The organism is Candidatus Aegiribacteria sp. (assembly GCA_021108005.1).
GTDB lineage: Bacteria > Fermentibacterota > Fermentibacteria > Fermentibacterales > JCC-6 > Aegiribacteria.
The window spans coordinates 1-26431 of record JAIORS010000142.1 but is presented as its reverse complement, the minus strand read 5'-3'; the positions used below and the strand labels follow the sequence as shown (position 1 = coordinate 26431).

The 26431-nt window shown below is 46.7% G+C and carries 22 protein-coding genes and 1 tRNA gene; 12 read left to right on the top strand and 11 right to left on the bottom strand.

Translation table 11 applies throughout. The annotated features are described in order from the left end of the window. Positions 1-11: 11 nt before the first annotated feature. The 4 genes from K8S15_08695 to K8S15_08680 form a co-directional block, all read right to left on the bottom strand. The gene (locus K8S15_08695; GenBank protein MCD4776108.1) at positions 12-395 is read right to left on the bottom strand and encodes a PIN domain-containing protein; all 384 of its coding nucleotides are present in this window, start codon (positions 393-395) and stop codon (positions 12-14) included. After that, positions 383-586 carry a type II toxin-antitoxin system VapB family antitoxin gene (locus tag K8S15_08690; protein ID MCD4776107.1) on the bottom strand — a complete coding sequence of 68 codons (204 nt, stop codon included), beginning with the start codon at positions 584-586 and terminating at the stop codon, positions 383-385. The genes K8S15_08695 and K8S15_08690 overlap by 13 nt, the downstream gene beginning before the upstream one ends. A gap of 157 nt (positions 587-743) precedes the next feature. Continuing rightward, entirely contained in the window at positions 744-944 is a 201-nt protein-coding gene (locus tag K8S15_08685) for a DUF2283 domain-containing protein (GenBank protein MCD4776106.1), read from the bottom strand. An 85-nt stretch (positions 945-1029) separates the two neighbouring features. Next, positions 1030-2940 carry a TIM44-like domain-containing protein gene (locus K8S15_08680; GenBank protein MCD4776105.1) on the bottom strand — a complete coding sequence of 637 codons (1911 nt, stop codon included), beginning with the start codon at positions 2938-2940 and terminating at the stop codon, positions 1030-1032. Between the two features lie 104 nt (positions 2941-3044). Here K8S15_08680 and K8S15_08675 point away from each other — a divergent pair, with 104 nt between their 5' ends. From K8S15_08675 to K8S15_08625, 11 genes are all read left to right on the top strand, one after another. Beyond that, the gene (locus tag K8S15_08675) at positions 3045-3503 is read left to right on the top strand and encodes a hypothetical protein (GenBank protein MCD4776104.1); all 459 of its coding nucleotides are present in this window, start codon (positions 3045-3047) and stop codon (positions 3501-3503) included. A gap of 11 nt (positions 3504-3514) precedes the next feature. After that, a complete protein-coding gene (locus tag K8S15_08670) occupies positions 3515-4681 on the top strand; it encodes a lactate racemase domain-containing protein (GenBank protein MCD4776103.1) in 1167 nt (388 codons plus the stop codon). Position 4682: 1 nt separating this feature from the next. Further along, positions 4683-6053, top strand: a complete 1371-nt coding sequence (locus K8S15_08665) for a HAMP domain-containing histidine kinase (GenBank protein ID MCD4776102.1) — start codon at positions 4683-4685, stop codon at positions 6051-6053. Continuing rightward, a complete protein-coding gene (locus tag K8S15_08660; protein MCD4776101.1) occupies positions 6050-7606 on the top strand; it encodes a bifunctional response regulator/alkaline phosphatase family protein in 1557 nt (518 codons plus the stop codon). Before K8S15_08665 ends, K8S15_08660 begins: the two co-directional genes overlap by 4 nt. Beyond that, a complete protein-coding gene (gene tsaE / locus K8S15_08655; GenBank protein ID MCD4776100.1) occupies positions 7606-8028 on the top strand; it encodes a tRNA (adenosine(37)-N6)-threonylcarbamoyltransferase complex ATPase subunit type 1 TsaE in 423 nt (140 codons plus the stop codon). The genes K8S15_08660 and tsaE overlap by 1 nt, the downstream gene beginning before the upstream one ends. Continuing rightward, positions 8003-8674: a tRNA (adenosine(37)-N6)-threonylcarbamoyltransferase complex dimerization subunit type 1 TsaB gene (tsaB, locus tag K8S15_08650; GenBank protein ID MCD4776099.1), complete on the top strand. Its 672-nt coding sequence runs from the start codon at positions 8003-8005 to the stop codon at positions 8672-8674. Before tsaE ends, tsaB begins: the two co-directional genes overlap by 26 nt. Next, complete coding sequence (locus K8S15_08645) at positions 8646-9896, top strand: GNAT family N-acetyltransferase (protein MCD4776098.1); 1251 nt, start codon at positions 8646-8648, stop codon at positions 9894-9896. Before tsaB ends, K8S15_08645 begins: the two co-directional genes overlap by 29 nt. Next, positions 9883-11160 carry a hypothetical protein gene (locus K8S15_08640; GenBank protein MCD4776097.1) on the top strand — a complete coding sequence of 426 codons (1278 nt, stop codon included), beginning with the start codon at positions 9883-9885 and terminating at the stop codon, positions 11158-11160. The genes K8S15_08645 and K8S15_08640 overlap by 14 nt, the downstream gene beginning before the upstream one ends. Before the next feature lie 51 nt (positions 11161-11211). Next, positions 11212-11448 carry a DUF3098 domain-containing protein gene (locus K8S15_08635; GenBank protein MCD4776096.1) on the top strand — a complete coding sequence of 79 codons (237 nt, stop codon included), beginning with the start codon at positions 11212-11214 and terminating at the stop codon, positions 11446-11448. Beyond that, complete coding sequence (locus K8S15_08630) at positions 11337-12194, top strand: formylglycine-generating enzyme family protein (GenBank protein MCD4776095.1); 858 nt, start codon at positions 11337-11339, stop codon at positions 12192-12194. The genes K8S15_08635 and K8S15_08630 overlap by 112 nt, the downstream gene beginning before the upstream one ends. Before the next feature lie 82 nt (positions 12195-12276). Then, positions 12277-16791 carry a hypothetical protein gene (locus K8S15_08625; GenBank protein MCD4776094.1) on the top strand — a complete coding sequence of 1505 codons (4515 nt, stop codon included), beginning with the start codon at positions 12277-12279 and terminating at the stop codon, positions 16789-16791. A gap of 33 nt (positions 16792-16824) precedes the next feature. Here K8S15_08625 and K8S15_08620 read toward each other — a convergent pair. After that, positions 16825-16901 (bottom strand) — tRNA-Val (locus K8S15_08620). A 109-nt stretch (positions 16902-17010) separates the two neighbouring features. On the opposite strand from K8S15_08620, the gene K8S15_08615 reads away from it, so the two are divergent. Then, the gene (locus K8S15_08615) at positions 17011-18786 is read left to right on the top strand and encodes a hypothetical protein (GenBank protein ID MCD4776093.1); all 1776 of its coding nucleotides are present in this window, start codon (positions 17011-17013) and stop codon (positions 18784-18786) included. A gap of 5 nt (positions 18787-18791) precedes the next feature. On the opposite strand, the gene K8S15_08610 is transcribed toward K8S15_08615, so the two are convergent. The 6 genes from K8S15_08610 to K8S15_08585 all read right to left on the bottom strand — a co-directional run. After that, entirely contained in the window at positions 18792-20507 is a 1716-nt protein-coding gene (locus tag K8S15_08610) for a hypothetical protein (GenBank protein ID MCD4776092.1), read from the bottom strand. 6 nt (positions 20508-20513) lie between these two features. Continuing rightward, positions 20514-22037, bottom strand: a complete 1524-nt coding sequence (locus K8S15_08605) for a discoidin domain-containing protein (GenBank protein MCD4776091.1) — start codon at positions 22035-22037, stop codon at positions 20514-20516. A 2-nt stretch (positions 22038-22039) separates the two neighbouring features. Further along, entirely contained in the window at positions 22040-22711 is a 672-nt protein-coding gene (locus tag K8S15_08600; protein MCD4776090.1) for a M15 family metallopeptidase, read from the bottom strand. A 54-nt stretch (positions 22712-22765) separates the two neighbouring features. Further along, positions 22766-24241 (bottom strand): B12-binding domain-containing radical SAM protein, encoded by a 1476-nt coding sequence (locus K8S15_08595; protein MCD4776089.1) that lies wholly within the window; start codon positions 24239-24241, stop codon positions 22766-22768. A gap of 307 nt (positions 24242-24548) precedes the next feature. Continuing rightward, the gene (locus K8S15_08590) at positions 24549-25949 is read right to left on the bottom strand and encodes a B12-binding domain-containing radical SAM protein (protein MCD4776088.1); all 1401 of its coding nucleotides are present in this window, start codon (positions 25947-25949) and stop codon (positions 24549-24551) included. Between the two features lie 197 nt (positions 25950-26146). Then, positions 26147-26431, bottom strand: a 285-nt coding sequence (locus K8S15_08585; GenBank protein MCD4776087.1) for a hypothetical protein, incomplete at its 5' end; no start/stop codon positions are given.

Genomic DNA, 26431 nt, shown 5'->3' with positions numbered 1-26431 from the left:
GTTCAGCGCATTTACTTTTCAGTCAGTACAAGTTCCAAGGGTATTTTCATCAATTCAAAATGCTGGTCGAGAGAATAGATTTCACAGTGATTCTGAAGTGCATTCTGTGCGATGATCAGGTCGGGTATACCAATGCCGTTTATTCCTCTTCTCAGGCATTTGTGCTGGAAGTCAATGATCTGTTCCCAATCAATCTTCAAATTCAACCGTTCAACGAAGTTCAACAAGTCGATCAGATTGTATTGATTCTTAATTCTCAAAAACGGGATCAGTTCAGCCAGGATCAGATCGTTAATGACGAGAATGTTCTCATCAATCAGGAAATCCAACTTGTCCGAGTTGCCTCCGCCCCTGAAATAGTCAATCCAGACCGAAGAATCGACTAAAACCTGCATTCACGATTCCGGACGCTGTCCATATCAATATTCAGGTCTATTTTACCTTTGTATTTCTTCAGACCAGAGATAGTATACTTACGAATCAGTTCTTCCAAGGCTGTTATGATCACTTTGGTTTTCGTCTCGATATGGGTTGTTCGCATTGCTTTGGTCAGTAACTCTTCGGGTAAGTTTAATGTAGTTCTCATTTTGGCACCTCCGTATGCATTATATTAGCAATCTATGCATACGTTGTCAAGAATTGACTGCAATTTCGCTGAACGCTCTGCATAACCAGAACAGTATTCACAAGCCAAGAATGTTGCCACTGTTTCTGGTTGATGCAGTTGTCGAAGCTGCTGTTTTTCAGGAAGTCTGAAACTGCAAATTAGATAGTTCTTCTTTTGTAGCTCGTTTAGATATTCTGAGGAATTCAATCCCAACAACATTTTCATTTTCATCAAAATCCAGAACTACACCTGGCCGAACCTCTTCAGATTCTACAATAGTGCTGTCATCCAAACGGAAGTACAATGCATCACTTTCCTTATCGATTTTTATCCTCATTATATCACCTCAATCTCCGGTCAAAGAAAGCTGTTACGAGTATAGCAGGTGATGTTGAAATATTAACAAGTCTGAAGTTCTTATTCTATTTAGTCTCCTTAATAGCCCTCCTTGCTTCTATATAGAGTTGAGACTTCTGCTGGGAGATAATGAGTTTTACATCTGCCCATACAAGTCCCTGGGATTCTCCAAAGGTCTGCAGAAGGTTCTTCTCAGTACCTGATAGTTTTCCGTCCGCAAGAACCATCTTTGACATTGCCGCGAGTATTTCCCTTGCTTCCCTCTGGTTGCTCGGGCTCGGTAATGTATCCTGATCGGATTTTACGGTATCGATTATCTCGTTTAACTGTTCCTCCGATATGTGACGATCTGCGGCGAAGGAAGAGAGGGTTTTCATCTCCTTGTCATCCACTTCACCGTCTGCGTACATGGCATTAACCATTGCTGAGAGAAGCAGTTCCGGCGGAACCAGGGCTGCTCTCTCTATTCCGTCTACAGCTTTCGCTGTGATTCTGGATGCGGAGAAACGGTTCACTGAATCGAGTACCCAGTCCTGACTTCCATCGTTCAGAGGTTTACCGCAGTATTCGCATTCACCGGTACTACCACCCTCGTAGGGGGCTCCGCAACCCGGACAGTGAGACGATCTGAAACTCTGATCAACGGCTGTTTTAATGCCGTGTTTGCGAACAAGGGTATAGATCTGGGGTCTTATGATCTTGCGACCTGTTACATGTACTTTGCCTTCTTCGTTTCTTCTGGCATTTATACCGGACCATTTCACAAGTATCTCGATCCTGTCCATGCGGTTCTTCGTCCCCGGTACAATGTCCTGGACTTCAACCGTGCCTACCGCCGCGTCCTTGAAAAAGAGCCAATCCTTGTCACTCCTGGTATTGGATAACTGCTGTTTGAATCCCTGCAGGAACGATGGGAGAGTGACTTTCCTTGCGTCAGATACATCGTTGGTAAACCAGGATTTAATCAGCCGCCAGAATATCACTGAGGTTCTGTCTTCGATATGCTGCAGATTGAAACCGGGATCCAGCGTTATCATGTCCTCAAACCCGGGAATAAGGGATTTGTCAGAAATGATGTTCCATTCCATCGATTGGGTTATCTCGGCAAGCACCCAGTCGTATTCACCGCTTGTGAGGAGGGAATCGCAGTTTTCGCATTTGCCGGTATCACTGAGTTCCAAATGGGCTCCGCAGTTCGGGCAGAATCCTTCCACAAGGCCTTTGCCTTCCAATGTCTGAACTCCGGGTTTTCGGAGAAAACTCCAGTATTCCGTAAACGGTGCGGATGTATTTTTCCGGATCCGCTTTGCGGTTTTCAGGTCAACATCGGTATCGTCAGCCATGGCTGTAATCTCAACATGTATTGTATCGAAGTGAGAGTCACTGAAAACACCAACGATTTTCGAATTCTGAATTGTGATGTTTTCCATTTTATTTCGATAGCCTTCAGCCTTCTGCATTTCAAACTGAAGACTGAACCGCTCATCGATTCCATCGGAGATGAACTGGTTTACTGATGAGAGGCTCTGATTTGACCAGGCTTCCTGAAGGGCTATAAAAGCCATATTCGCTTTCTGTAGAAAACCCTCTTGCGTGAATTTCGGATCCCTTTGTTTCAAGGCATCCAGAGCATTCTGCATTTCCTGCTGTTCCTGCTGTCTTTTAAGTTTTCCAGCTTTTGTGATGGTATGAGTTTCGTATCCGCCCTTTGCCTTATTGCCGAATTTTATCATGAGGACAATTACAACTATTAGAAGCGGTACACCTATGAGCGGTTTTTGGATTGCAAGCCTAATTAGAAGGTAAAAGATGTATCCAGCGCCGCTTCCGCCCCCACCACTGCCTCCTCCTCCGCCTGATCCTCCGTAGCTCCCGCCACCGCCTGCCCTTGCGAAAGCAACAGACGCGAGAACAAGCAGAATACAGGTCAAAAGAAGAAAAAGCAGACCTCTCTTATTTCCATCAGATTTGAACACGATTAACCCCCTTGGGAAAACTGGATAACTATAGTGTATATTTTTATGTTCCGTATGTCCATAGCGGAATAAGCGGATTTACTAATTGAAAGGATACACCCCCTATGCGAGTATCAATAACGAAAGCGATCTTCATAATTCTTCTCCTGACCGCTATCTCATGCGGTGGCGATTCTGAAACGGAGTCGTCTCATTCGTTAACGGATGAGATTTCAACCGATACAGTCCAGACAGAAGTACACGAAACAATGGACGAGGAGGAGCTTCTGAGGGAAATCGAGGCAAATGTTCCGGTTGCATCCGGTCCAGAAGGATCATGGGATACGACAATGGGTCATATGCAACTGGTAGTTGATGATTCCGGCAACGTTACGGGGGATTATCCGCTGGGATCTATTGAAGGAACTCTGACGGGTGATATCCTTGAATTCACCTACTATGAAGGCACCCTTTCCGGAGAGGGTACATTTACCTTTGCAGATGATTTCAATTCCTTCTCCGGGGCTCAGGACATTTCCGGAACTGAGTTCGTCTGGGACGGAACAAGACTTCAAATCATATGAAAAAGCGGAACATGATTCCTGAAATACTGCGAGATATGGAGGTTTCAAATCGGGTTAATCCTCAACCTTTAACCGAGCAGCAGATAAAGGATGCATGGTCTTACATTATGCCTGACCTGGTCAGGTTCGGAAACAGCGAAGCTGTTACACTAGTGGTTAACGATGCCACAAGGCCGGCTTCCTTCCAGATGATTGCTCCGTTAGAGAAAGTCCTGGGTAACAAAGTAAGAATTCTGTTCGCAACGGGGACGCACAGACCGGTTACTCCGGAGGAGAAATCGATTCTTCTCGGAGGTTGTTTTCCCAATGCTTCCTGGAAGAACAGTGATTGCGATTCACCTGACATGGTCAGTATCGGCAGAACACCTATGGGTACTCCTGTTTGCATGGATCCATGGCTTTTCGACGGGAATCCTGTTGTTTCTGTGAATTCTGTTGAACCTCATTACTTTGCCGGATTCACCGGAGGGCGGAAATCTTTTCTTCCTGGTGTATCATGCAGGGAAGCCATTGTGATGAATCACTACCATGCCTGCCTGCCTGGAGCACTGCCGGGAAGGCTTAACGGTAACCCGGTACACACGGATATGATGGATGCTTTGGACATGCTGGAAGAAAGAGTGGAGATAGTTCAGGGTAACGGTGTGGTACACAGCGGAAGACTAGTATACTTTTCTGCGGGTTCGTGCAGAGATTCTTTTATGAAAGCCGTCGGCGCTTCAACAGAGTTGTCAACCATCTCCGTTCCCGGCAGATCCCAGGTGGTTGTCCTTCATCCCGGAGAGCCTTTGGATATCAGTCTTTATCAGTCCGAGAAAGCCATTTACAATTGCAGTTCACTGGTTGAAGATGGTGGTCACCTTCTTCTCGTCAGCTCGTGCAGGGAAGGTGTAGGGGCTGATCATCTTCAGAAGGCTTTCGTAACATCCATGGATGAAGGCTGGAACACTCCCGGACAAAATCGATACAATCTGGGAGACCATTCCATAGTACTGTTGAAGAACATAAGAAAGAAGATGAATCTTGCGCTTTCAAGCAGCCTGCCAGACGCCATCGTGGAGAGAATGGGTATTGAACCCGTTCATGATGTTGAATCATGGATCAGACAGAAAAACTGTGAAAGACCCCTGTTCATACCCGGTGCGGGTTTCGTAATACCGGTTATCGAGAAAGACTGATATGTGGAACATCAGAACCAAAATATTACCTCTACTTGCTGTTATTATTCTTGTCTGGGTGTTCTTCTATTACAGTTTCAGTCTTGTCTCCCGTCTCAGAGAGACAAGGGCAAACGCGAACGAGACCATAGCCTGGTTCTGGGCAGGATCGCAGGTTCCAATGAGTATGTTGGCGGATATTGGTATGGTCTACGTTTGTTCCGGGTGCGGTTCAACGAACCCTGCAAGCGGTATTGAATCTGACTCCATCGTAACAGATTTCTGTCAGGAATGCGGCTGCATCACCGAATGGCACCTGATATCCCTGGAAAGTATTGAGGAACGTGAACAGCTTTTACAGAGGACCAGGAATATTTTCAGAGAGCTTGTTGAAAGGCTTGATTATACAACTGTTCTCTCCGATACTGATATGGTACCCCAGGTTGTTAACGGAGTAGCGGTTTCCGACTCAATAGACCAGGAGAAAATCAAATCGATAGTACTTCTTACAGAGACACTTGACCGAGAAAACGAACCGGTTCCAATAATCGATACTCACGGTGAAACGATCGGATATCTCCATTACGGATCCGATGATCTGGCAAAAGAACTTCTACTGATGCCATACATTGAAATCGGTATCTTTTTCCTCCTGGTTCTAATTTTTATTTACGCTATCAGGGTGGAACTGAAGAAGGAAAAGGAGCTTTCATGGGTTGGTTTTGCCAAGGAGACGGCACACCAGATCAGTACACCTCTTTCTTCCCTTATGGGCTGGATAGAACTTCTCAGGGAGAAGCCGGAAGCCGAGACGGATAAAGAGTTCTCAGAAGCTCTTGATTGTATAGAAAACGATGTTGATAGATTGAAACAGATCGCCAGCAGATACGGCCAGATAGGCAAAAAACCCAGGCTTGAAAGTAACCTCGTCAATCCTGTAATTCTCGATATTGTACATTATTTCTGTGGACATCCGGGATTTCTGTCTGAAGGCATGAAGCTGGAAACCGATTTTGAATCCGAATATCCTGTCAGTATGAATAAAGTACTGTTCAGCTGGGTCATTGAAAATCTTCTCAGGAATTCAATTGCTTCATTTAAAAACACAAGAAACGGAATGATAAAAATAAGCACCAGGGATGTTCAGGAAGGGTCCGGGCTGGTTGTAATTGAAGTAGCTGACAATGGGAATGGAATACCTTTTTCCGATCAAAGGGCGATTTTCAAGGCGGGTTTCAGTACCCGACGTGGTGGATGGGGGCTTGGTCTTACTCTCAGCAGACGAATCGTGGAACAGTACCATAATGGAAGCCTTCGCTTGAAAGCCAGTTCTCCGGGTAAGGGTACCACTTTCGTAATAAATCTTCCCGCATCATCGGAGGATACCGAATGATTACGATTCTATGGGTCGATGATGAGATTCAGCACCTGAGAAGTCATATAAAATATCTTGAGAAACATGATTACAGGATACTTACTGCGCACAGCGGACAGCAGGCTCTTGATTTACTCAGAGCGAACCAGGTGGATCTGGTTCTGATGGATCAGATGATGGTGGGTATGGATGGACTGGAAACCGTGTCGAGCATCCGAAGAAGCTATCATGTGCTTCCGATTGTCATGGTTACCCAGAGTGAGGAAGAGGAACTGATGGATCTCGCTATTGGGGGGGAGGTTGATGATTACCTGACAAAACCTGTGAACCCGAGCCAGATCCTTCTCGTAATAAAAAGACTGTTGATGGGAACCCGCCTGAAAACCCAGAGGGCTGCCAGAGAGATGATTGATCAGACGACAAGGATAATGGATTTGCGCGATCAAAAGATGGACTGGCAGAAATGGGTAGATATTTACCGTTCATGGGTTGAGAAGGATGTAGCTTCGGACGGCTCGCTTACCGACGAGATGCGGAGTGTTGATAAAGGCAGATTCAATGATATTGAGATTGATTTCTCAAAACATGTAGAACAGAATTATCCCGACTGGATATCCGGCACAGGTTCGGATTCACCGCTCATGTCGCACAATTACATTGAAAGGGTTGTAGTCCCGGAGATGGATTCCGCAGGTGAACTGGTCATGATGGTGATAGACTGCATGAGGTACGATCAATGGCTTACAATGGCCCCGATACTGGAAAAATGGTTTCATATAGAAACCGATTTCATGCTTACACTCCTTCCATCCGCAACACCCTACAGCAGAAATTCGATATTCGCGGGACTGCTTCCTCGTGATATATGGAGATTTCACAGGCATAAATGGAATGAGAATTATGGTGAAGCAGGGTTGAACAAACACGAGCATTACTTCCTTACCGAAGCCCTGAGAAGGCTGGGCTGCGACAAAATGATTCAGCCCTCATTCGCGAAGATAAGCAACAGGAGAGAAGGAGAAGTGCTTATGCACTCCCTATCCAAATATCTTAATAATGGATTTCTCGCAGTAGTAGTTAATTACATAGACCATCTGACGCATGGCAGATCCGAGCTTGATCTTATCAAGGATCTCGCGCCCGATGTAACCAGCTTCAGGAAGCTTGCTGAGACATGGTTCAAATCCTCTTTTCTGAAGGATCTTTTTCATACACTCGCGGCGAGAGGCACTACCGTTGTGATAACAAGCGATCACGGCTCCGTCTTTACATCCCGGGATACCAGGATCAAAGGCAGGGGAGTCTCAGGCAGCCTGAGGTTCCGTTTTGGAAACTCGTTGGTCTCTGAACAGAAGGCGGTTATTTCTGTTAAAAAACCCGCTGAATGGGGTTTGCCTGATGACAGGCCTTCCAAAGGCTATCTTTTCGCGAGATCCAACTATTTCATGATGTTTCAGAATATACCAAGGGACGAACTGCTCAAGTTCAAAAATACATTCCAGCACGGCGGAGTATCTCTTGAGGAGATGATAGTTCCAAGCATAATTCTTAAACCCAAGAGTCTGGGTTAATGGATCAGGCTGCTCTGGAGGAACTTGCGAGAGAAATAGCCTGTAATATCACATCTGGCAGCAAGCTGTTTCTTTCGGGTGGCCTTGGCGCTGGAAAATCGGTATTCGCGCGTGCTGTCCTGAGGGAACTGGGAATAAAGGGCAGTATTCCAAGCCCCAGCTTCATTGTTGACGCTGTTTACAGCTCCCGAGGTCTTGAGATCCATCATATAGATCTATACAGACTTGAGGGAAGCCCTGATGAGATGGCTTTCTACGGGATTTACGAAGTGCTTGAAAGTGAAGCTGTTGTGATTGTGGAATGGGCTGAACGTCTGGATGCGGCAGCCCTGGAGAAAGGAACACTCGTGAGTATCGATTTTACAGGTGATTCTTTGATGCGGGAGGTGAGGGTAGATGACAGAAGTCTGGCTGGGAATTGAGACTACAACCCCTACGGGCGGAGCCGCATTGATAAAGAATGGCATACTTCTTACAGAGGAGTTTTTTCCAATCAGGGCGACACATTCAGAAAAAGTTCTTCCGGGCATATCCAGACTTATAAAGCAGGCTGACCTGAACCCAAAAGAGATAACAGGGATAGCCGTGTCCGCAGGGCCCGGATCCTATACGGGCCTTCGCATAGGAATTGCAACGACACTGGGATTATCCGCAGGATGGGGTGTTGGTGCGGTATGTGTAGATACTCTAAGGGTCCTTGCAGCATCGGTTACAGCGGATTATCCTGTTCTTTCATGCATCAAGGCCCGAAGTAATGAAGTATTCGCCGCTGTTTATGAAAGCAGTTCCTTTGAAGCGCGTACAATTATCGTGCCCGGTGTTTACGTTGCGTCTGCCCTTGAGAGGAGGGTAGCTGAACTTGATACCGTGATAGCTGTGGGCAGCGGGAAGCACGAGATGTCATTTTCGGGTAATGTTAAAGTCACCGATCCGCTGTGGGATATTCCAAGGCCTTCACTGGTTGCATTGCTTGGTTCAGCGAAGGCGGAATCACATGGTTTCGACGATCATCCGGCTCCTGTATATCTCCGGGGTTTCAATGAAAAGGCGGACAGCGTTGTTCTCTGATATCCGTCTCGCATCAGCAGGCGACATTTCAGGCATCATGGATATCGAACGAAGATCATTCCCATGCCCCTGGGACAGGGATGCACTTCTTTCCTGTATTGTATTTCCTTCCTTCCGAACCTGGACTTCAAGGATAGAGGGAAGAATAACAGGATACATCAGCGCACAGCTCGATTCGAACAGGCTTCACATCGTTAACCTCGCGGTTCATGATGAATTCAGAAGGGAAGGCCTGGCAACGGATCTTCTGAAAACCGCTGAGGAATGGGGCCAACGCCTCGGTGCGTTCATTTCTAACCTTGAAGTAAGAGAAAGCGCTCAGCCGGCCCTTACCCTCTACAGAAAAAGCGGCTACAGACAAACCCGGTTTATTGAGAACTATTATCCCGACGGTGAAGATGGCCTGGAATTCCAGAAACCACTCCATCCTTACAGCGAATTAGCCATAATAGCGGAAAGAATTGTCAGCAGGTGCGACACGATACCCCCGGTTGGGGTTGTACTCGGTTCCGGATTATCATGGCTGGCAGATGAGTTTGGAATAGACATCGAGATCAGTTATGGGGAACTGCTTGGAAATTCTGATACGGAAGTTGCCGGGCACCCCGGTAAACTGATCTTCAGCAGTTGCGGCCGTTTCGTTTTTTTACTTGGAAGACGGCATCATTACCAGGGATACACTGGAGATGAAATATCTACGCTGCCCGGTGTGTTGGCAGACCTCGGTGTTTCGGTGTGGATTCTTACATCGTCTTCCGGTGCTGTTGATACTGAGCTGCGGCCCGGTGACGCTGTTCTGTTCAGGGATCATGTCAACTTCACCGGATGTGTGCCTCAATCCATGGGCTGCAGGATAAGGAAATCGGCATATTCCCTGAAGCTCAGGAAAGCGGCTGAGGAAGCTGCAGGCAGAACGGGAACCGAATTAAGAGAAGGCATCTTCGCGTGTGCCTCAGGGCCCGCTTACGAAACATCCGCAGAGATAGAGTATCTTCAGAGAAACGGGATATCAACGGTGTCGATGTCAACTGTACCCGAAGCTCTGCTGCTCTCATCGCGGGGATTTGATGTGGCAGCGGTATCACTTGTAACGAATGCAGCATCTCCCGGAGTCGTTCTAACCCATGAGGAAGTTCTTTCTTCACAGAAAGAAGTCAGAAAGAAGCAGGGGGCATTTCTTTCCTCTTTTATGCAGGAGGCGGCGTTAATTGAACTACAGTGAAGTAGAGAAGTACCTCTTCGGCAGGAGGAGGATGGGAATGAAGTTCGGCCTTGATCGGGTCAGGAAGCTTATGATGGACGCCGGTGATCCCCAGAAGAGTTTCAGAACCGTTCATATCGTGGGGACAAACGGAAAGGGCAGCACTACAGCAATGTTGTCGGAGATGCTCATGCATATGGGCTTTAGAACAGGGAGGATTACTTCCCCACACCTTCTGCACTACCGGGAAAGAACTGCTGTTAACGGTAAATGGATACCGGAAGAGGAGGTAGTGAAATTCGTTGAACTCTTCAGAGATAGTATTGAGGAGCACAACGCAACTTTTTTCGAGATAACAACGGTAATGTCAGCCTGGCATTTCATGAACAGCCGAGTTGACGTTGTGGCCGCAGAAGCCGGATTGGGGGGAAGGCTTGACGCAACAAGGCTGCTGAACGGTGAATGCACCGTATTTACGGGGGTTGAGATCGAGCACCGAAGGATTCTCGGATCTACCGAATCCGCTATTACAGCGGAAAAAGTTGCCATTGCCCGTGAAGGTTCAGCACTGATTGCGTACAGTCAGAAACCCGAAGTAGAAAAAATTATCACCGATGCCGTTGGAAAAAAGAATTTGAATCGTAAAATTCCTTCACCGGCAGAGGTAGCACCCCTGCCGGGAGAACAGCAGAAACGCAACGCGGGGCTGGCCATTTCAGCCGCTATGCAGATAACGGGATTCAATGAAGTATCTGTTATGCGGGCTTTCGGGAAGACCTGCAAAACGCTCGGATGGCCTGGACGAATTGATCTTCGAACAGGTTCTCCCAATATTCTGTTTGATGTCGCGCATAATCACGGTTCTATAGCTCTTCTTATAGAGTACCTGAGGAAAAACAGGCTGGTTCCAGTACCCGCGGTGATAGGTTTTCTGGAGGACAAATTATGGCGGGAAATGACGTTTCAGCTTAAAGAGGCTTTCAGCCCGGTTGTAACAACTACACCAATTAACGAAAGGTGTCTTCCGGCGAAAACCCTTTGTGAGGAATTCCGAAAGAATGATGTTGAAGCCTACTATGAGGATGATATAGGCAGAGCATTGGAGAAGGGCAGATCCCTGACCTCGGATACTCTTGTGGTAACAGGTTCGTTCTTCGTCGTCGGTGAAGCTATGCGTCATGCATGGAAGAACGGCTTGATAATCAAACCGGGTGAAGGAGAGGAACAGAACCAGTTTTTTGTTGACGTTCCCGATGTTGACAGTCCTCAGCGAAATGGTGTATAAGTATTGTTCATACGGTGAAATCAAATTCATATGAAATGGAGGTAGAATTCAATGGCGGAAAAAGTAAAGACTGCTCCTGAGCAAATCGATAGGAAGGAAAATACCGATGGGGCAGCTCCATTTACGCTTGTAAATTATATCCTGTTCGCCGGAGGACTGCTCGATATTATTATCGGATGGTTTCTCCTCCGCGGGGGACATATCACCATTGCTCCTGTAATGCTTATAGCGGGATACTGCGGCATCATTCCTCTTGCCATAATGTTCAGAAACAAGCGTCCGGAGTGAAGTGCTTGTTCGCTGTCCTGCTGCTTTCACTGTTCCTCGCCTGTGGCGGCGGTGAAGACCAGCTGTTTCGACCTGATCCTCTTCCACTGACGGAGAAGGATACATCTTTCGTTAGTGTTACAGGGGGAATTTTCATCACCGGCGACGGAGATACCGTTGAAATATCCGATTTTCGTCTGGGCAGGTACGAAGTGACCAACAGGCTTTACTACTATATGGCCGATGAGAAGGGTATTGAACTGCCTCCTGACCCAGAATTTCCATCGATGGATAATTATTTGTTTCAATATCCGGATCACCCTGTGGTCAACGTGAGTTTGCATGATGCAATTGCTGCCGCGGCAGTCCTGGGGGGAAGGCTTCCCACAAGGGCAGAATGGGAGTACGCTGCTTCGCTGAACGTATCAGGTGATATTGAGGGACAGTACCCGTGGGGTTCCCTGGCGCCTGAGGATGCCGAGTATGCGGCGAATTACCTCGCTGGAGATGAATGGGAGACCAGGGGACTGGACGGATACATATGGACGGCTCCTGTGGATTCGTTCCCGTTGACAGATGCGGGTTTCGCCTGCCAGGCGGGGAACGTAGCCGAATGGACTGTGTCACCGCTTGATTCTGTGGTTCCCGTTTGCGGAGGAGCATGGCTGTCACCCGGAGATGGAATTACGATTGATGCGGTGACATACCTGGCCCCCGGCGACAGGGCTCGCCACATCGGCTTCCGTATTCTACGGCAGGGGACGTAGCACACTTGTTCAACTAATTCTGCAGCATTAAAGAAATATATTGTAGTAAACCATTTAATATGCTCAAATTAAAGGGGTATCTGTGAATAACAAATTTTGCAGTATTTTTACCTTACCTGTCACGATCTCGCTTTTTATTTTTGCGGCATGCATCGTACCTTCCTCATCAGCGGATGACAGTGTGACAATTACTGTTCCGCCCGGTGGATATGCCTGGTCAGTTTATTCTGATTCTTCAGGCTTTGCTGATTTCAGAACTGTAAATACACTTGCTCCAGGACCTTTGACTGGATTCAATGATGTATTGCCCGATTCAGCTGTGCAGGCAATTGAACTGTGCGATGAATGGCTGAGGGAAGATCTTACTGTGAAACTTACCGACCTTCTATACGAAGTTATTGATGAGGACTCACCTGTTCTGCCTGCTTTCGCGGATGTAAATGGAGACGGGATAGGAGATCTGATCATTAGCGAGGGGAATGATAATTCTGTCAGCAGGATATTTCTGGCTCCAGACTGGACTTGTATCAGCGGAATCGCCGAATCCGTCGAATCTGGAAGATTCTGTGATGTTAATAATGATGGCTTCCCGGACTCTTCTTTTATCAGTGATGAGGGTATACTGAGCCTATGTAGCGGAGATTCCGTCTTTCAAGTGACCGAAGGATTCACTATCTCAGGGGTTGCTGGAACAGCCCTGGGTGATATGGAAAGCGACGGCCTCCCTGATCTTGTTGTGGGAACGGATTCCGGGAGTCTTCTCATCTACAGGAACCGTGGCAGCATTGATATCCCCTGTTTCCTGCCGTTCGTTTCTGAATACATGACCATGTTTCCCATGAATACAGGTGCGTTCAGTTCCCCTTCGTTGTGCCTTTCCGGTGACTCAATATTGATAGCCGCGGTAGGAACGCAGCAGAATGGTTTGAAGTTTTTCACTTCACCTATCGATGGGAGTATGATGCCCAGGGAATGGACTATGCTCAATTCCCCCTGTTGCGGAGACACGCTTCTGAATATATCGCCGGTTGTAGTAGATCTCTCCGGAGAAAACATATTTGTCTGCGGAACACGTAACGGTGTTCTTTACGAAACCCAGTCTGGTTCTGATTCGCTTCGGTTTCTACATCTTTCACCTGTTCCAGGCACCTATCCAAGCCTTGCAATCGCTTCAATAAATGGAGATGAATTCCCTGATCTGATAGCCGGAACCATGGAAGGGAATGTTTACTACCTTCCGGGTTACGAAGGCTGGTTTGCAGGTAACTGGGAGAGGATTGAAGACTTGCCTGTAATTCCCTCGGGAGCTCCGGCCGCCTGGAAAAACGGACTTGTCTTCGGCTCAAGAGACGGTGACATCAGATACTTCACAATGGACAACAGCGGTGCCTGGGTTGATTCCACTGAGAATTCGGAATTCTGTAATATCGACGTTGGAGAATACTCAACACCTGATTTCGCTGATATGAACAACGATGGAAATGAAGAGCTTGTTATTGGAAATTCAAGAGGATTCCTTACTTTTTTCGAGTTAGACGAGAGTTCTCTCGACGGCAGCCCTTTCTACGTTGAGAGGTACTCCTGGAAATTCGAACCTAACAGCGCCGTTTCAGACATTCAGGCCTACTATTCAAGGTACTTTGCTCCCTATTCCGTTTTCCGTTCTCCATCCGGTATCCGGGAAGTAAACGAATTCTCCGGGTGGATCATCAATGCTGAGCCTCAGCATCGTGACGAGATAGCCTACTGTATTGCGAATACCCCTACAGAAGTTTTACGAAGCATGTATGAGAACGGTGACAGTGATCTGTTTTCAGTCAACGTTTCAGAGATGTTCGAAATGGCTGAAAAACTTGATTATGTCCGTCTGCTTGATTCCCTGGATGTAACGATATGCCAGCTGAAGACTGAGGGCGGATGGACAAAGATCTCAGAAGATAATTACTATAGGTTCGTTGTTCATCCAAGGATACTGTTTGAAGTACCCGCAAGGATCAACGCTGAATACTGGTGTTCACAGCGAGATACTGCATCCATTTCACTTGAGGAATGGCTGCATCATGAACAAGACAGCCTGTATGGAGGATCGGCAGATCACGTATTCTGGAGGGAGTTCATACCTTCCGACAGCTCCAGTGGAAGAACACTTGAAGAACGGATGATGGATGCAGACACCTACGAGGAAGCGGTGGTAAGGTTGTGCAACTTCCAGTCCCATTCTCAGCCCGGGGGACTGATGACATTCGGATACTTGACGAATGACCTGCAGCCGATGGTTATTTACAGTAAGGCTTACGGATCCTGTGGTGAACAATCCATTTTGCAGACAGCGTTATGCCGAGCTTTCTTTATACCTGCATACGTTGTTGGGTGCCGGGGTGAAGATCATCAGTGGAATCAGTATCTTGATCCGGAAAGCGGAAGATGGAATCACTGGGATATCAACTACGGAATTTCAGGGATCGGTAATGTGTGGGTATCAGGGGAGAAAGTTAACCATGCAGGGAAAGACATATCAACAATAACCGCTTTCGGTCCTGATAATACCGTATGGCCGGTTACAAACAGTGTTCTGGTTCCACCGGCGTCTGGATACATGCCCGAAGACTCGGGATATACACAGACTGCTCAGGTAGAGATTCAGGTCACTGATCCGGATGGCGTTCCCGTTGAAGGGGCCATGGTTCTTGCAAGGTCGCACTGGAAGAATGCTAATTCAGTTTCCGAATTCAACTATACCGACGAATCGGGTACATGCGATTTTCAACTGGGCTGGGAACCGAATGGAGGCTATACAATCGATGTCATTTCACCTTTCGGATCGGCTGGAAGCTCGAATATTTCCTTCACCGAAGGGAAGTCGTACTCAATAAACTATACTGTGCCTTGCAGAATTCCGCAGAGGCAGAACGTATCTCTACCGGAAATCGATCCCCCGTCGAACATTTCTGTAATAAGCAGATTCTTCCCGGTGTCCTATTATTCCCGTTCTCTTTATTCGATCAGTGATGATAACGGCGACGATTCATACCGGAGTCCGGGTTGGACTCATTGGCGGACATCTGCTTCGCGTGGAACCCTTATCTATATGAATTCGAAGAACTTCAGGGATTATAGAAACGGCCTCAATTGCAAAGCAGTGACGTATGTATTCATCCCTGAACCTGGTGATACATGCTATGCTGTCCTTGATAACAGAAACAGTGTCTTTACATGGCGTGATTTTCAGTTTTCTCCCGCATCAGTGAATCCTGAAGCAAGTATTCCGTCACACGATGTTTTCAGCTGGCTATCGGAGCCGTCTCTATACAGGGATCCAGCATGTTTATCACGCAGCCGGGGCAGCAGCTTTTCCAGCAGCGATTATGACCAGAGCTGGATCAGGTACTATCAGGATATAATGCTTCAGCAGGACGATCCGGAGGATCCTCTTTCGGCCGGATACATTATCGGTCCATTCATGATTCCCGCGGGGGAGAGAAGTCTGGATATCGGAAGCACCGGGGATCAACCCGGCCTTGATCTGGACCTTTTCCTTTTCGTAGACCAAAATGCGAACAGAGCTGTTGACGATATGTCGGAGCTTGCGGCAAGCTCTACATCACCTACCTCGAACGAAAGCATTTCTCTGATCGAACCCGATACTTCGGTTGCATACTGGATCTATCTTCATGGATGGCAGGTTCCTGAAGAGGGAGGTACGATTGATCTCGGACTTTCCTTTGAACCGGAGCAGCTTGCTGTGCATTCCATCATGCCAACTGGATATCAGAGCAGTCAGGCTCAGCATTTCAGCTTCATGACTGCATCGGATACTCTTGAAACCGGAGACATTTATCTGGTCGCAAGTGACACCATGATTATTCCGGAGAAGGAAGAAGAACTGTGGGTTTTCGAGACCACTCTCAACACAGCCGCATTCGATACCGGATCGGTCAGGATCTTTGAAAACAATGGAAACCTCCTTGAAAGTCTTGTATGGAATATTTCACTGGACAGTATTCCCCCGGAACTGTCTTACCTTAATTTTACAGTTGATTCAGCCGGTATGGAAGTACTTGTTGAGGTAATATGTACCGATGAACTGTCAGGAGTGGAGGAAGCTGCAATATCCGTTGACAGCGTGAATATTGCATACCTCACTTTGGGGGAAGACTCTTACTTCCGCTGCGGGATGGATATTGTTCCTTTCTCTGGACAGACCGTACCGCTGGAAGTCAGTTTTGCTGATTCCGCGGGTAACGAAACGATAGAGAAACTCTATATTGATGTTCCCGCAAGACCGGCCGTGCTTTTCAGTTCAAAGTATCCATCCGGAACTGTTTACGACCACAGACCAATTCTGCAGGTCTATGCCGATTTTAGTGACAGTCTGACCGGCTGGAGCGCTTCTACGATTCTATCTGATTCATCTGGTGCATTTCGGGAAGAGCTGAGTCCATTTATAATCGATGGAAACATAATCCAGTTCAGACCGAATGAACCTCTTGATGATGGTAATTACACTGCGAGTGTGCAGATAATTGAACAGGAAGGAACGATTGCAGCTGAGCATTCATGGAGTTTCATTATTGATACGATGAACTCGACATTCTGAAGAATCGGAATTTATCAGCCTTGGAAAAAGGGATGGTGGGCGAAGAGGGACTTGAACCCCCGACATCCTGCTTGTAAGGCAGGCACTCTAGCCAGCTGAGTTATTCGCCCACAAAAACGATGGTTGCAGCTTGTGCAACCGGGGAGCATATATTGTTTGATGCGTGCTTCTTGTCAAGCACTATAGAAAAGGGGTTTTCGGGATTGGAGAATGGAAGTCTTGAATAAAACAGATAAGAAATACAATAGCTGCCCGGGTTGCATTATTCCTGCCGAAAGAAGATCAGTGATTTTCGATCAACTGCTTGACTTGAATAAATCATCTAAGACCAGGGTTGTTGTGAACCAGAAGAAAGACGATGATCTTGTTCTCGTTGGAGTAGGAGCAGAGGATTGGCCTGGACTGGCAACGGTTGTGCTCAGCGAGCTTCACCACTCAGGCTGGAATCTGGATATTCTCGAAGGTTTTGCCATAGATACGAATGGTGTTCGAAGAGGGTATGTCATAACGGGTATCAGGGATAAGGATTTAAATCGGCGGAATGAGTTCGTTGCCGACGCTGGCAGAATGGCCGATATTCTTGCCAAACTGGCGCGGGGACGCGCGGGAACGGTTTCCCTTCTGTCCAGAGCGGCGGAAAGGCTTGAGAAATTCGAAGAGGTACGGGCTGCCGTGAAAATACTATATGGAGAAGAAAAAGTACCGGAAGGGATTCTCGGGGAAAAGGGGGAACTGGTTCTTTTTATATCATCAAGATCTGACGAATACCTTGCCGAGAGAAAGGCAAGTGACCTTGGCTGGATAATCAAAACGAACTTCCAGCTTGTGAACATGGTCAGGAAAAGCTCGGGAAAACCACAGTTTGCCATAAAGAATCTCAGAACGACTAGAGAGCACCTTACAGGTATAAATATAGCCGGGTTCGAGAGGGACATTTCATTTCAAAATTGTGTAACCGCCCTTACACACGCATGGCATGGAGCTTCAATTCGCCATCAGAGAAGATACACGACCCAGGACGGAATTATCTCCATACGGATAGAAATGACTAGCCCCAGCGGTTTGAGCGCAACCAGAGTTGAACAGACAGTTATCAAGAGGAGTCTTAAAAAACTTCTGGTGGCTAATGAACTAAAAAAACTGGAAAAAATATACAGATACGGTGGCGGAGAGCATTATGCCAGAGCTCTGATACCTCTCTTGAAAAAGGAATGCGAAACCACAGGTATAAGTCAGGCGTATATCGCTGTTGTTTCATCGACAACATTCCAGGCTCATTTGAAGCTGGTTCTGGTAACGAATCAGCCTGACAGCGATACGCACGATACGAAAATCATCGATCTGGTTGGCTCTGCAAACGCTATGCAGGGACTCACTGTGGTATCCTTCAAGTCACCCTCCAATTACAGGAATACCTGGGTTGATATTCTTGACATAACCATCGAGCGGGAAGATTTCATCGAGATGGAAGATGCTTACAGGGATCTTAGACTTGCTATTGAAGAAAATTTTGGGCAATTCAGAGATTTCGACAGAGGCATGAGGCTTAACGATGTAAGACAGTTGAAGGAGATAAGATCCGAATTGAGCGAGATCCCTGATAATATCGTAACCGATTTTTATTACCATATTGAGGATTTTCTCAGGGCCAGTATTTCAATTGAAGAGCTTTCTCAGCATATCAGACTGGTATACGATTCAATATCATCATTTCTTGAGAGTCGGGGTACATCGAAGAATCCGTCTTCAATGGCTGTCATGGTAGGAGAAAGAAAGGTTGCTACTCTGATCTGTTCAGTATGCGAAAGTGAAACGGTTGATTTTCAACATCTTCTTGAAGCTGTAAAGGATTACAAAGTTACAGTAAGTATCATTGAATGGGCTGGAGTTTCAGCTATTCTCTTCAGGATGCAGAAAAACGGCAAGGGCCTGAGCAATGAGGAACTGAACGATATAATCGGCAGACTGAAAGCTCAGAATAAAGCACAGTTTTAAATATCTTACAATTTGTCTTTCATCATGTATCCCGGTCTCTGTTCGCAGGGGTTCCGCCAGTTATGAACAGCTTCCAGCATAACAGGCTCGTTGGCAATACTCCGCATAAAAGCTTCCCAATGATCTTCACGCATGAGGGCGTAGTCCCGGCTCAGTGGTACAAAGTATTGCTCTGCCAGTTCGGGGCTGAGGTACATCGCAACCTCATCCTGCAGGATTCCCGCTGTTATCCGCCACACCCGCTCGCGGGGAAAGTATTCCTCCGGAGCCCAGGGCAGGGCATCAACTTCGAAGGTATAGGTGATCATTGAGGAAAGCGCTTTATGGGCTATGATGAGTTCGTAGTCAATCAAGGCTAAAGACGCTATACTCTCTTTTGCGAGTTCCTCGTAGAACGCGTAGGGAGGGTCATGCAGCTCGGGATTGTAGGATCTGCCCGTGTACAGAGAAGAGGCCAGTAATGCCACGAAGAGCATCACGACTATTGCCTGCTGCCCTGGTGCCCTTTCTTCAGGTCGGTAATGAAGGATTTTTTGTACCCCCAGGCATATGTACGGGATACAGAGCAGGGGAAAGATAAGAAGTGTGCCGTAATAAAGCCTGTAAGAAAGGCCTGTGAGCGAAAATGTGAAGAAGGGGAATAATCCTGTCAGGCCAAAGAGGATCAAGATATAATACTCCCTGCCAAGACGCAGAAAACCGAATCTATACTTGCTAAGCAGCAGTACGCCTGTTATAAGCGGCAAGGCGCTGGCAAAAAAGATCTCTACGATCCAGGCTGCCGAAAGCCTGAAATCACCGAAATTCTGTACAAATGATGCGGGTACAAGAATCGGGCTGAGTGAGAAATTGCTCGTGATTATTTCCAGATCGTAGAATGAAAGAGCCAGTGGGAGTTTGTGGGAAAGTACTGTAAGCGCAATCAGGGGTATGAGCAGGATGAGAAGCCGAAGTGATTTCCTCCTGTGCTTTCGCAGCCAGGATGTTGAGGAGCTGCCCGGTTCAAGCTTCTTTTCTGCCCATAAATGCTTAAGCAGGGGCTTTACCGAATGGGTGAAATACATCCCGAGGAAGCAGAGAGAGAGTATCGCGGTAAAGCGGTGGGTAAAAAATGTTGCTCCAAATAACAGCAATACTCCGAGTACTCTGAGCACTTTGACCGCTCTTGGCATTCTTTCGAATGGATGTCTTTTTGATGTATCCTGATGCGAAGAGTGAGAATTTTGTCTCTTCCAGGCCTGGCTGGTACTGTACACCGAAGCCATGAAGAAAAAGAGCAGAGCAAAACCCAGGAGGTTCTTGGGGAACTGGGTAAAATAGTAATTCAATGAGGGGCTCATTGCCGACAGGGCACCTGCGATGAGGGCGGTAAAAAAGGCCGTTCGCCTATCAATATCGGCTTTAGACCTGAGCAGGGAGAAGCCCAGAGTGAATATCGAGAAGACAAAGAGAGCTTTTATTAGCACCGCGCTGAGTTTGTACGATATGATGTAATTCCCGGTGATGGCGTACAGGGCCATAAGCGGCAGATAAACCGGGGAATATTCCGGGGAGTGCATATATCCTGTGTTGTGCAGCGACTGTACCTGTACCAGGTAGTAATAACCATCCCAGCCGTTTGCGTACTCGGTCCGGTTGAGCGCAGCAATTCCGCTGACAATCACAACTACCGCCAGAATCATCAGCAGGAAAATAGAAGCCAGCTGTTCTGTTCTAATCATACATCGCTAAAATGTGAAGTCTTCGAACATACCCCTATCACTGGAAATATGGCTGCCGTCGAATTCCAGGATATCATTGAAGATGGTGATGCGGTCCATGTCCGGTTCCTGGCCCGGACGTACTCCGTAATATGGATCATACGAAGCTTGCGAGTAACGCCCAATTCTATGCAGCCTTCCAAATATCCTCACTGCGTTATCATCAATGATCTGCCAGTTGCCATCAGCGTACATGATCTCCGTATCACCATCTTGTTCTCTGTGCTTCCAGAGGATAAAACTGCCATTTGAGCGCAAAACAAGGGTTTGTGTAAAATATTCCTGTTCGGCGTAATAGCTGGAGAATACCTGTTTGTCGATGAAGGCATCAGCAGAAGTGTTTTGTGCCCATTCCAGTATGTCATGTTTTCGTGATTGGCTTTCACCGGAATCAAGCACAAACCATTCCTCTCCGTTAAAGAAACGCAGCTCACTTATTACAAGGTCTTTGTACGTCGCACCTTCGTGTATCTCGAGAATATTCATCGTGAAACTGCGGTCCTCAAGAGGCGTGTCAAGGGTTATCACCTGCGGTTCCATGGTGTCGGAAAGCTGGTATTTAGGTGCGTTTCCGCCATCAGCTCCGAAGGAAATTACAGATGCCCGCTCATTCTGGTCGAAATGTGTTTGGGATCGTTGATAGCCATTCCAGATTTTTATTTTTTCGATGCGCTGTGGCTGATCAAAAAAGAATGTCAGGTTCTCTCCATCACCGGTGCTCGTTTGATTGCCATCGGACCAGCCGAATTCCGAACGTGAGTCAAAAAGGAAATCAGTGTGATAGGCCTCCATGGGCTCAAGACAGGAACTGGCCTGTACGTGTCCACCGGTTCTTCCAATCGGATGAACCAGCAGAGGGACTTCATCGCCATTTCCATTCATGACCAGAAGCGTTATTTCGCTAATGCCGACAGGCAGATTGCCCGCATAACGGATTCCGTTCACCTGGGATTCCATTGAGTCAGTGGCATCGATCCTGATAAAGATGCTCTTCACCCAGGCGTTAATCGGAACAGGTTCATCGGTTGCTCTGCGGATAGGGGATTCCAATCCGTTTATATAAAGCTGATAATACTTGATTCCTTCGATACTGCCGCTGCCCGGCAGGACCTGTATGCTGATGGCACTGATAATTACGGGTTTCTCAAAAGAGAAAAATAGTCCTTCGTCAGGGGCTGCGCCTGGCATAGTGGCCCAGTATGTGTTCGGGTCATCGTCAAACACATTTTCAGGGCAAAAGTTGCTTTCAGGCGTATTGATAGACGTTGCGTAACATCGTTCGAGATTCGCACTCGGGTGATGTTCTGACGTGGTTTCTTCGATTATTTCTTCTTCCGGTGTTACAGGTTCTTCGTTTACCGGTTCTTCACTTGTTTGCTCTACATCTATCTGTTCTGTGGTTACCTGTGAATCTGAAGCCTCTTCTTCGTTGCAGGACAAGGTGGCTGCCAGAACTGTGAGAGCGGATAGAACGAATACTGATTTTCTCATCATTACCTCCCAAGGGGCCATGAACAATGATTATGAATATCCTCTAATGCTACTATTTCCAATTGCTTGTCGAAATGCTGGTAATCCTTTTCGTACCAGTCACCACCCCATCTCCAGCCAAGCGTCTTCAATAACAGAACCACCGGATGCCCGTCGTAGAGAGTACCCGGTATTGAAGGATCATATACTGCGTCCTCAGGAAATACCTGAGTACCTGTGTAATAGGGGTTCTGCACAGGATTGATATCTATTGCCAATCCGTATGCATGATTGGATAACCTGTCCGAAAAGGGAACTGTGCGATAATTGAAAGCCGAAGTGTTGTTTTGCCGCATGGATTCAAAATCATCCCAGTCGAGCTGCGATATGGGCACCACTGATTCAAGGGGGAAGCGGTTGATGAGCATCAACATGAATACTATCTGCAGATCTCCTGCTACCCGGGCATCAGCGACAATCTGTCCGCGGTGTATCTTTTCGTCAAAACCGTAATAGACCACATCAATGAGCACCTGATTGTTCAGTATCCATTGTGGGCATTCGCTATTGACCCCATTTACGGATTCGTTAAAAGTCAACTCTGTATATATGCTGCTTCCGGAAAATGCCAGCATTGCACATACGAGAATGACAAAACAAATCACTCTTCGCGCGTATGCTGGATTATCTGTCATTCCGGGGTTATTTCCAGCATGATTTGTCCGACCCTCATTGTTCTCATTTCCATCCTACTCTTGCCCTCGATTTTTTGCCTTCGTCACCAGATACTTCAGTAATTTCTCCGGCAATATTGCATTCAGTATATACGCTAATGCTGTATTGGTTAATATAGAAAATATCCATCCGGGTATACGCTTCTCAGCTAACAAATAAAGGATATTGATATATTTGTAACCATATATGAAATAGTGCTTCCGATAGACATCCTCAATCATGTCTTTTACAACGCCTGCCTCTAGAGCCATCTCTAAAACCAGTGTCCCGGGGAAAAAAGTCATTGAGAAGTAATTGAAAATCTTTGGATGCGGCAAACTGTGCATCAGCCTCACCGTGTCGAGCATGTCCGTAATTCTCTCGAGAGGATTATTTAGAATAATATCATAAACAGGAGGATATATCTTATCACGGTATTCATTTAATAGCTTTGCAGCCTTAACTACACTCTCGTTCGATATCTCGCGGTTGTACATCTTTTTCGTTTTAGCAGAACCCGTCTGTATCCCAATTTCAATAGAATAAAGACCTGTATCGACGAAGAGGTCCATCATCTTGCGATTGATCGTAACGGGACTCGACAAACAGAACAGCGGAACTCCCACCTTGCTTTTGTACTCCTCGCTGAATTCATTTAACCAATCCGAATCCGCAGCCATAAATGAATCGTCCGTAAACGCAAAAAGCTCTATTGATGGTATCCTACCCTTGATATAAACAAGTTCATCAATCAAATTACCAACACTCCGCCGCCTTATCCGCCCGTGCCCCGGATACAATTTCTCTATTGCATAATTACAGCAGTACGAACATTTATGCGGGCAGCCCCTTGTAGCCATAACCTGAAAAATAGGCCTTCGGTCACCAATTGACACTCCATTCGTTGTCAATGATTCGAAAACCTTTTCATCCATTTCGATAATTTTATTCTGTTCCCAGTTGATTGAGTAATGTTCTTCCAGGCTGATATCCTGCATTGGTATTGAATTGAGGTCCTGTATGGGATCCAATAAGGAATTCTTAATGATTTCACCGTTTCGTTTGAACCAGAAGTTAGAGGAGTCATAATAATCAATCCCGCCCTTCCACTTCTTCATAAATTCCGGTAATGCGAGTTCCCCCTCACCGATAAAGACCATATCAGCAAGCTCGATACACTCTTCCGGCATAAGCGTTGGATGAATTCCACCCCACATAACAGGAACTCCGGTCTTCTCCTGAATAGTCCTCGTAAGCTCCAATGACCTGTCATAGAAGTTGGACATAACAGAAATACCTACAAGGTCAGAATCCTGACATAACTCCACAACGCCATCTAAAGCTGCAGGATGATATTTCCTTGGATAATCGAAGTTTCCCTCCGTTAATGCTTTAAGATCATGAAGAAATATCAGCCTTGTCGAATATCCATGCTCCCTCAACGTGGAAGAAAGAGATCTGACACCATACGAAAAAATATCAAGATAGGGCGATATTAAAGTTATATCCATTCAGTCTTCCTCTTTCAGATTGAAAAAGTACCTTCCCGCAATCACTCAATTCGATGCACAGTGACTTGTTTACATCATATATCTATGCCTGCAATGTTGACTATTCCAAGTCCCAGGGCTTCTTAGATATTTAGACCATTTCTTCCTTTGAAACCAACAATACAGGCAGGAATATTCCCGGTCAATGTGATGAGCGGTTAAAAGCTAAAGGAGAACGAGTAACTGATTCTTCATCTCTATTTTATCAGGTATTTGCCTTACTCGTTGCATACCTCAGCTGCTGGTTAAGCTTTTCAATGGTCTAAATCTAGCCTGACCAATCATTTGCAAGGACTGCTTTAATGTCATCCCAGAGCTGTCCCATCCTGATGTCCCGCCAGAACCTGCTCCAGATGTAGGAAGGCCTGAAGTAGAATTTTCTGTGAAAGAGCGAGTAGTAGTGTTGGATTGTTTTCCAATCCAGATTCTCATGCCTCCAGACTTCCGATGTTGAATGGAAATTGTACATTTGCCAGTCCTCCGACAGGATTCTTCCATCCTTCTTTATCTGTCTGTAAAGCGCGGAAGAGGGAAATGGCAGTGTCATGGAGGCTTTCGCGTATGTGAGCGGAAGGCTCTGCGCAAAGCGGATACTGCGTTGCATGGTCTCTTCAGTATCACCCGGAAGACCCATCATGAAGAAGCCCACAGTTTCCAAACCCGCATCATGGGCCGTTTCAACAGCATCCCTGATCTTCTCTGGAGTTTGTTTTTTATTCACAGCGCTTAGTATTTCCGGGACACCGCTCTCAATTCCGAACGATATCTGATAGCAACCGGCTTCCCTGGCAAGTCGGAAGAATTCACTGTCTACATCGTCAACGTTCACTCCGGTGGGAAGGGCCCAGGGGGCGGGAAATTTTTCGTTTATGAGCAATCTGCAGGTTTCCTTGGCCTGTTCGATATCCGCGGTGAAATTGTCATCCTTTATATGAATATCGTTAAAACCCAGCTCAAGCATCCTGAACATCTCATCAACGACTCTTCTTGCGGATTTCGACCTGACGTGGTGGCCGAATATCCTCTGGCTGCAGAAGGTGCAATGGTGGTTGCAGCCCCTGTTTGTTTCCATGTAACCGACCGGGTTTTTTCTGCTTGCTATATGCGGTGATCTGTATCGCGAAAGGTCATAAAGCTCCCATGCGGGAAATGGCAGATCATCGAGATCCGCAATGAGTTCCCGCTCAGCTGTTATAGTGAAACTGTCACCCTTTCCGTAGGCAATGCCCCTGATGTTCCGGAGGGCTCTGCCCGCGCATATCTCCGCAAGTGTTTTTTCACCCTCGCCCAGAACTACAAGATCGAAGTTACCCTCCTCCAGGGATTCCCGAGGAAGTGTGGTGGCATGTATACCACCTGCAATCGTGATGGATTCGGGCAGGAACTTATGAGCTATACCGGCAAGCTCAGCAGCTTCATGAAAAAGAGGAGTCGTAAAGGTTATCCCGACATACTCCGGCTGGAAGCTCTCAAGCATGCCCCTGTAGATTACCAAGGGATCATGCTCAATCATAAGATCAGCTATCCTGACCTGGTGTCCTTCCTTCAGAAGCTCCCCCGCGAGTGTCGCAAGGGTAATGAAGGGAGCGCTTGTAATTGCTACTTTTATTTTGCTTTTTTCGTAGACACCCACTGCCGATGGCGGGTTGACAAGTAGTACTCTGCTCAAGTCTCCTCCAATATTCAGTGCGATCGGGAAATCGAACCCTCACGGTATTGATCAGGGTCCTGCCCCACCTTCAGCGTTTGCAGTATTCTAGTAGAATGAAGATAGAACCCCAAGAAGGCTCTCTTTAATTTTTCATCTCAATCCGGTTGAAACCCTCCGATTCCTACCCGGGATTGACCGTACTTCCAGAAACAATCCTACAAATCAACATCAATCAGACCGGCTTCCAATTCATTTAAATCCATCAGCATGCGCGCCGCGATTCCTGTCCAGATATATGTTTTATGATAACCTGCCCATTGATCATCCGGGCTGTAGAATTCCCACAGGTTATGATCACTTTTTAACTGATCAATTATAGCCGCTAACACTATATGCGCTAATTGCTCAGCCTGATAGTAATATCCGTAATTTATCAATCCTCTGAAAATCAGATACTGCCATTGAACCCAGACCGGACCGTTCCAGTAACCTTCAGGATT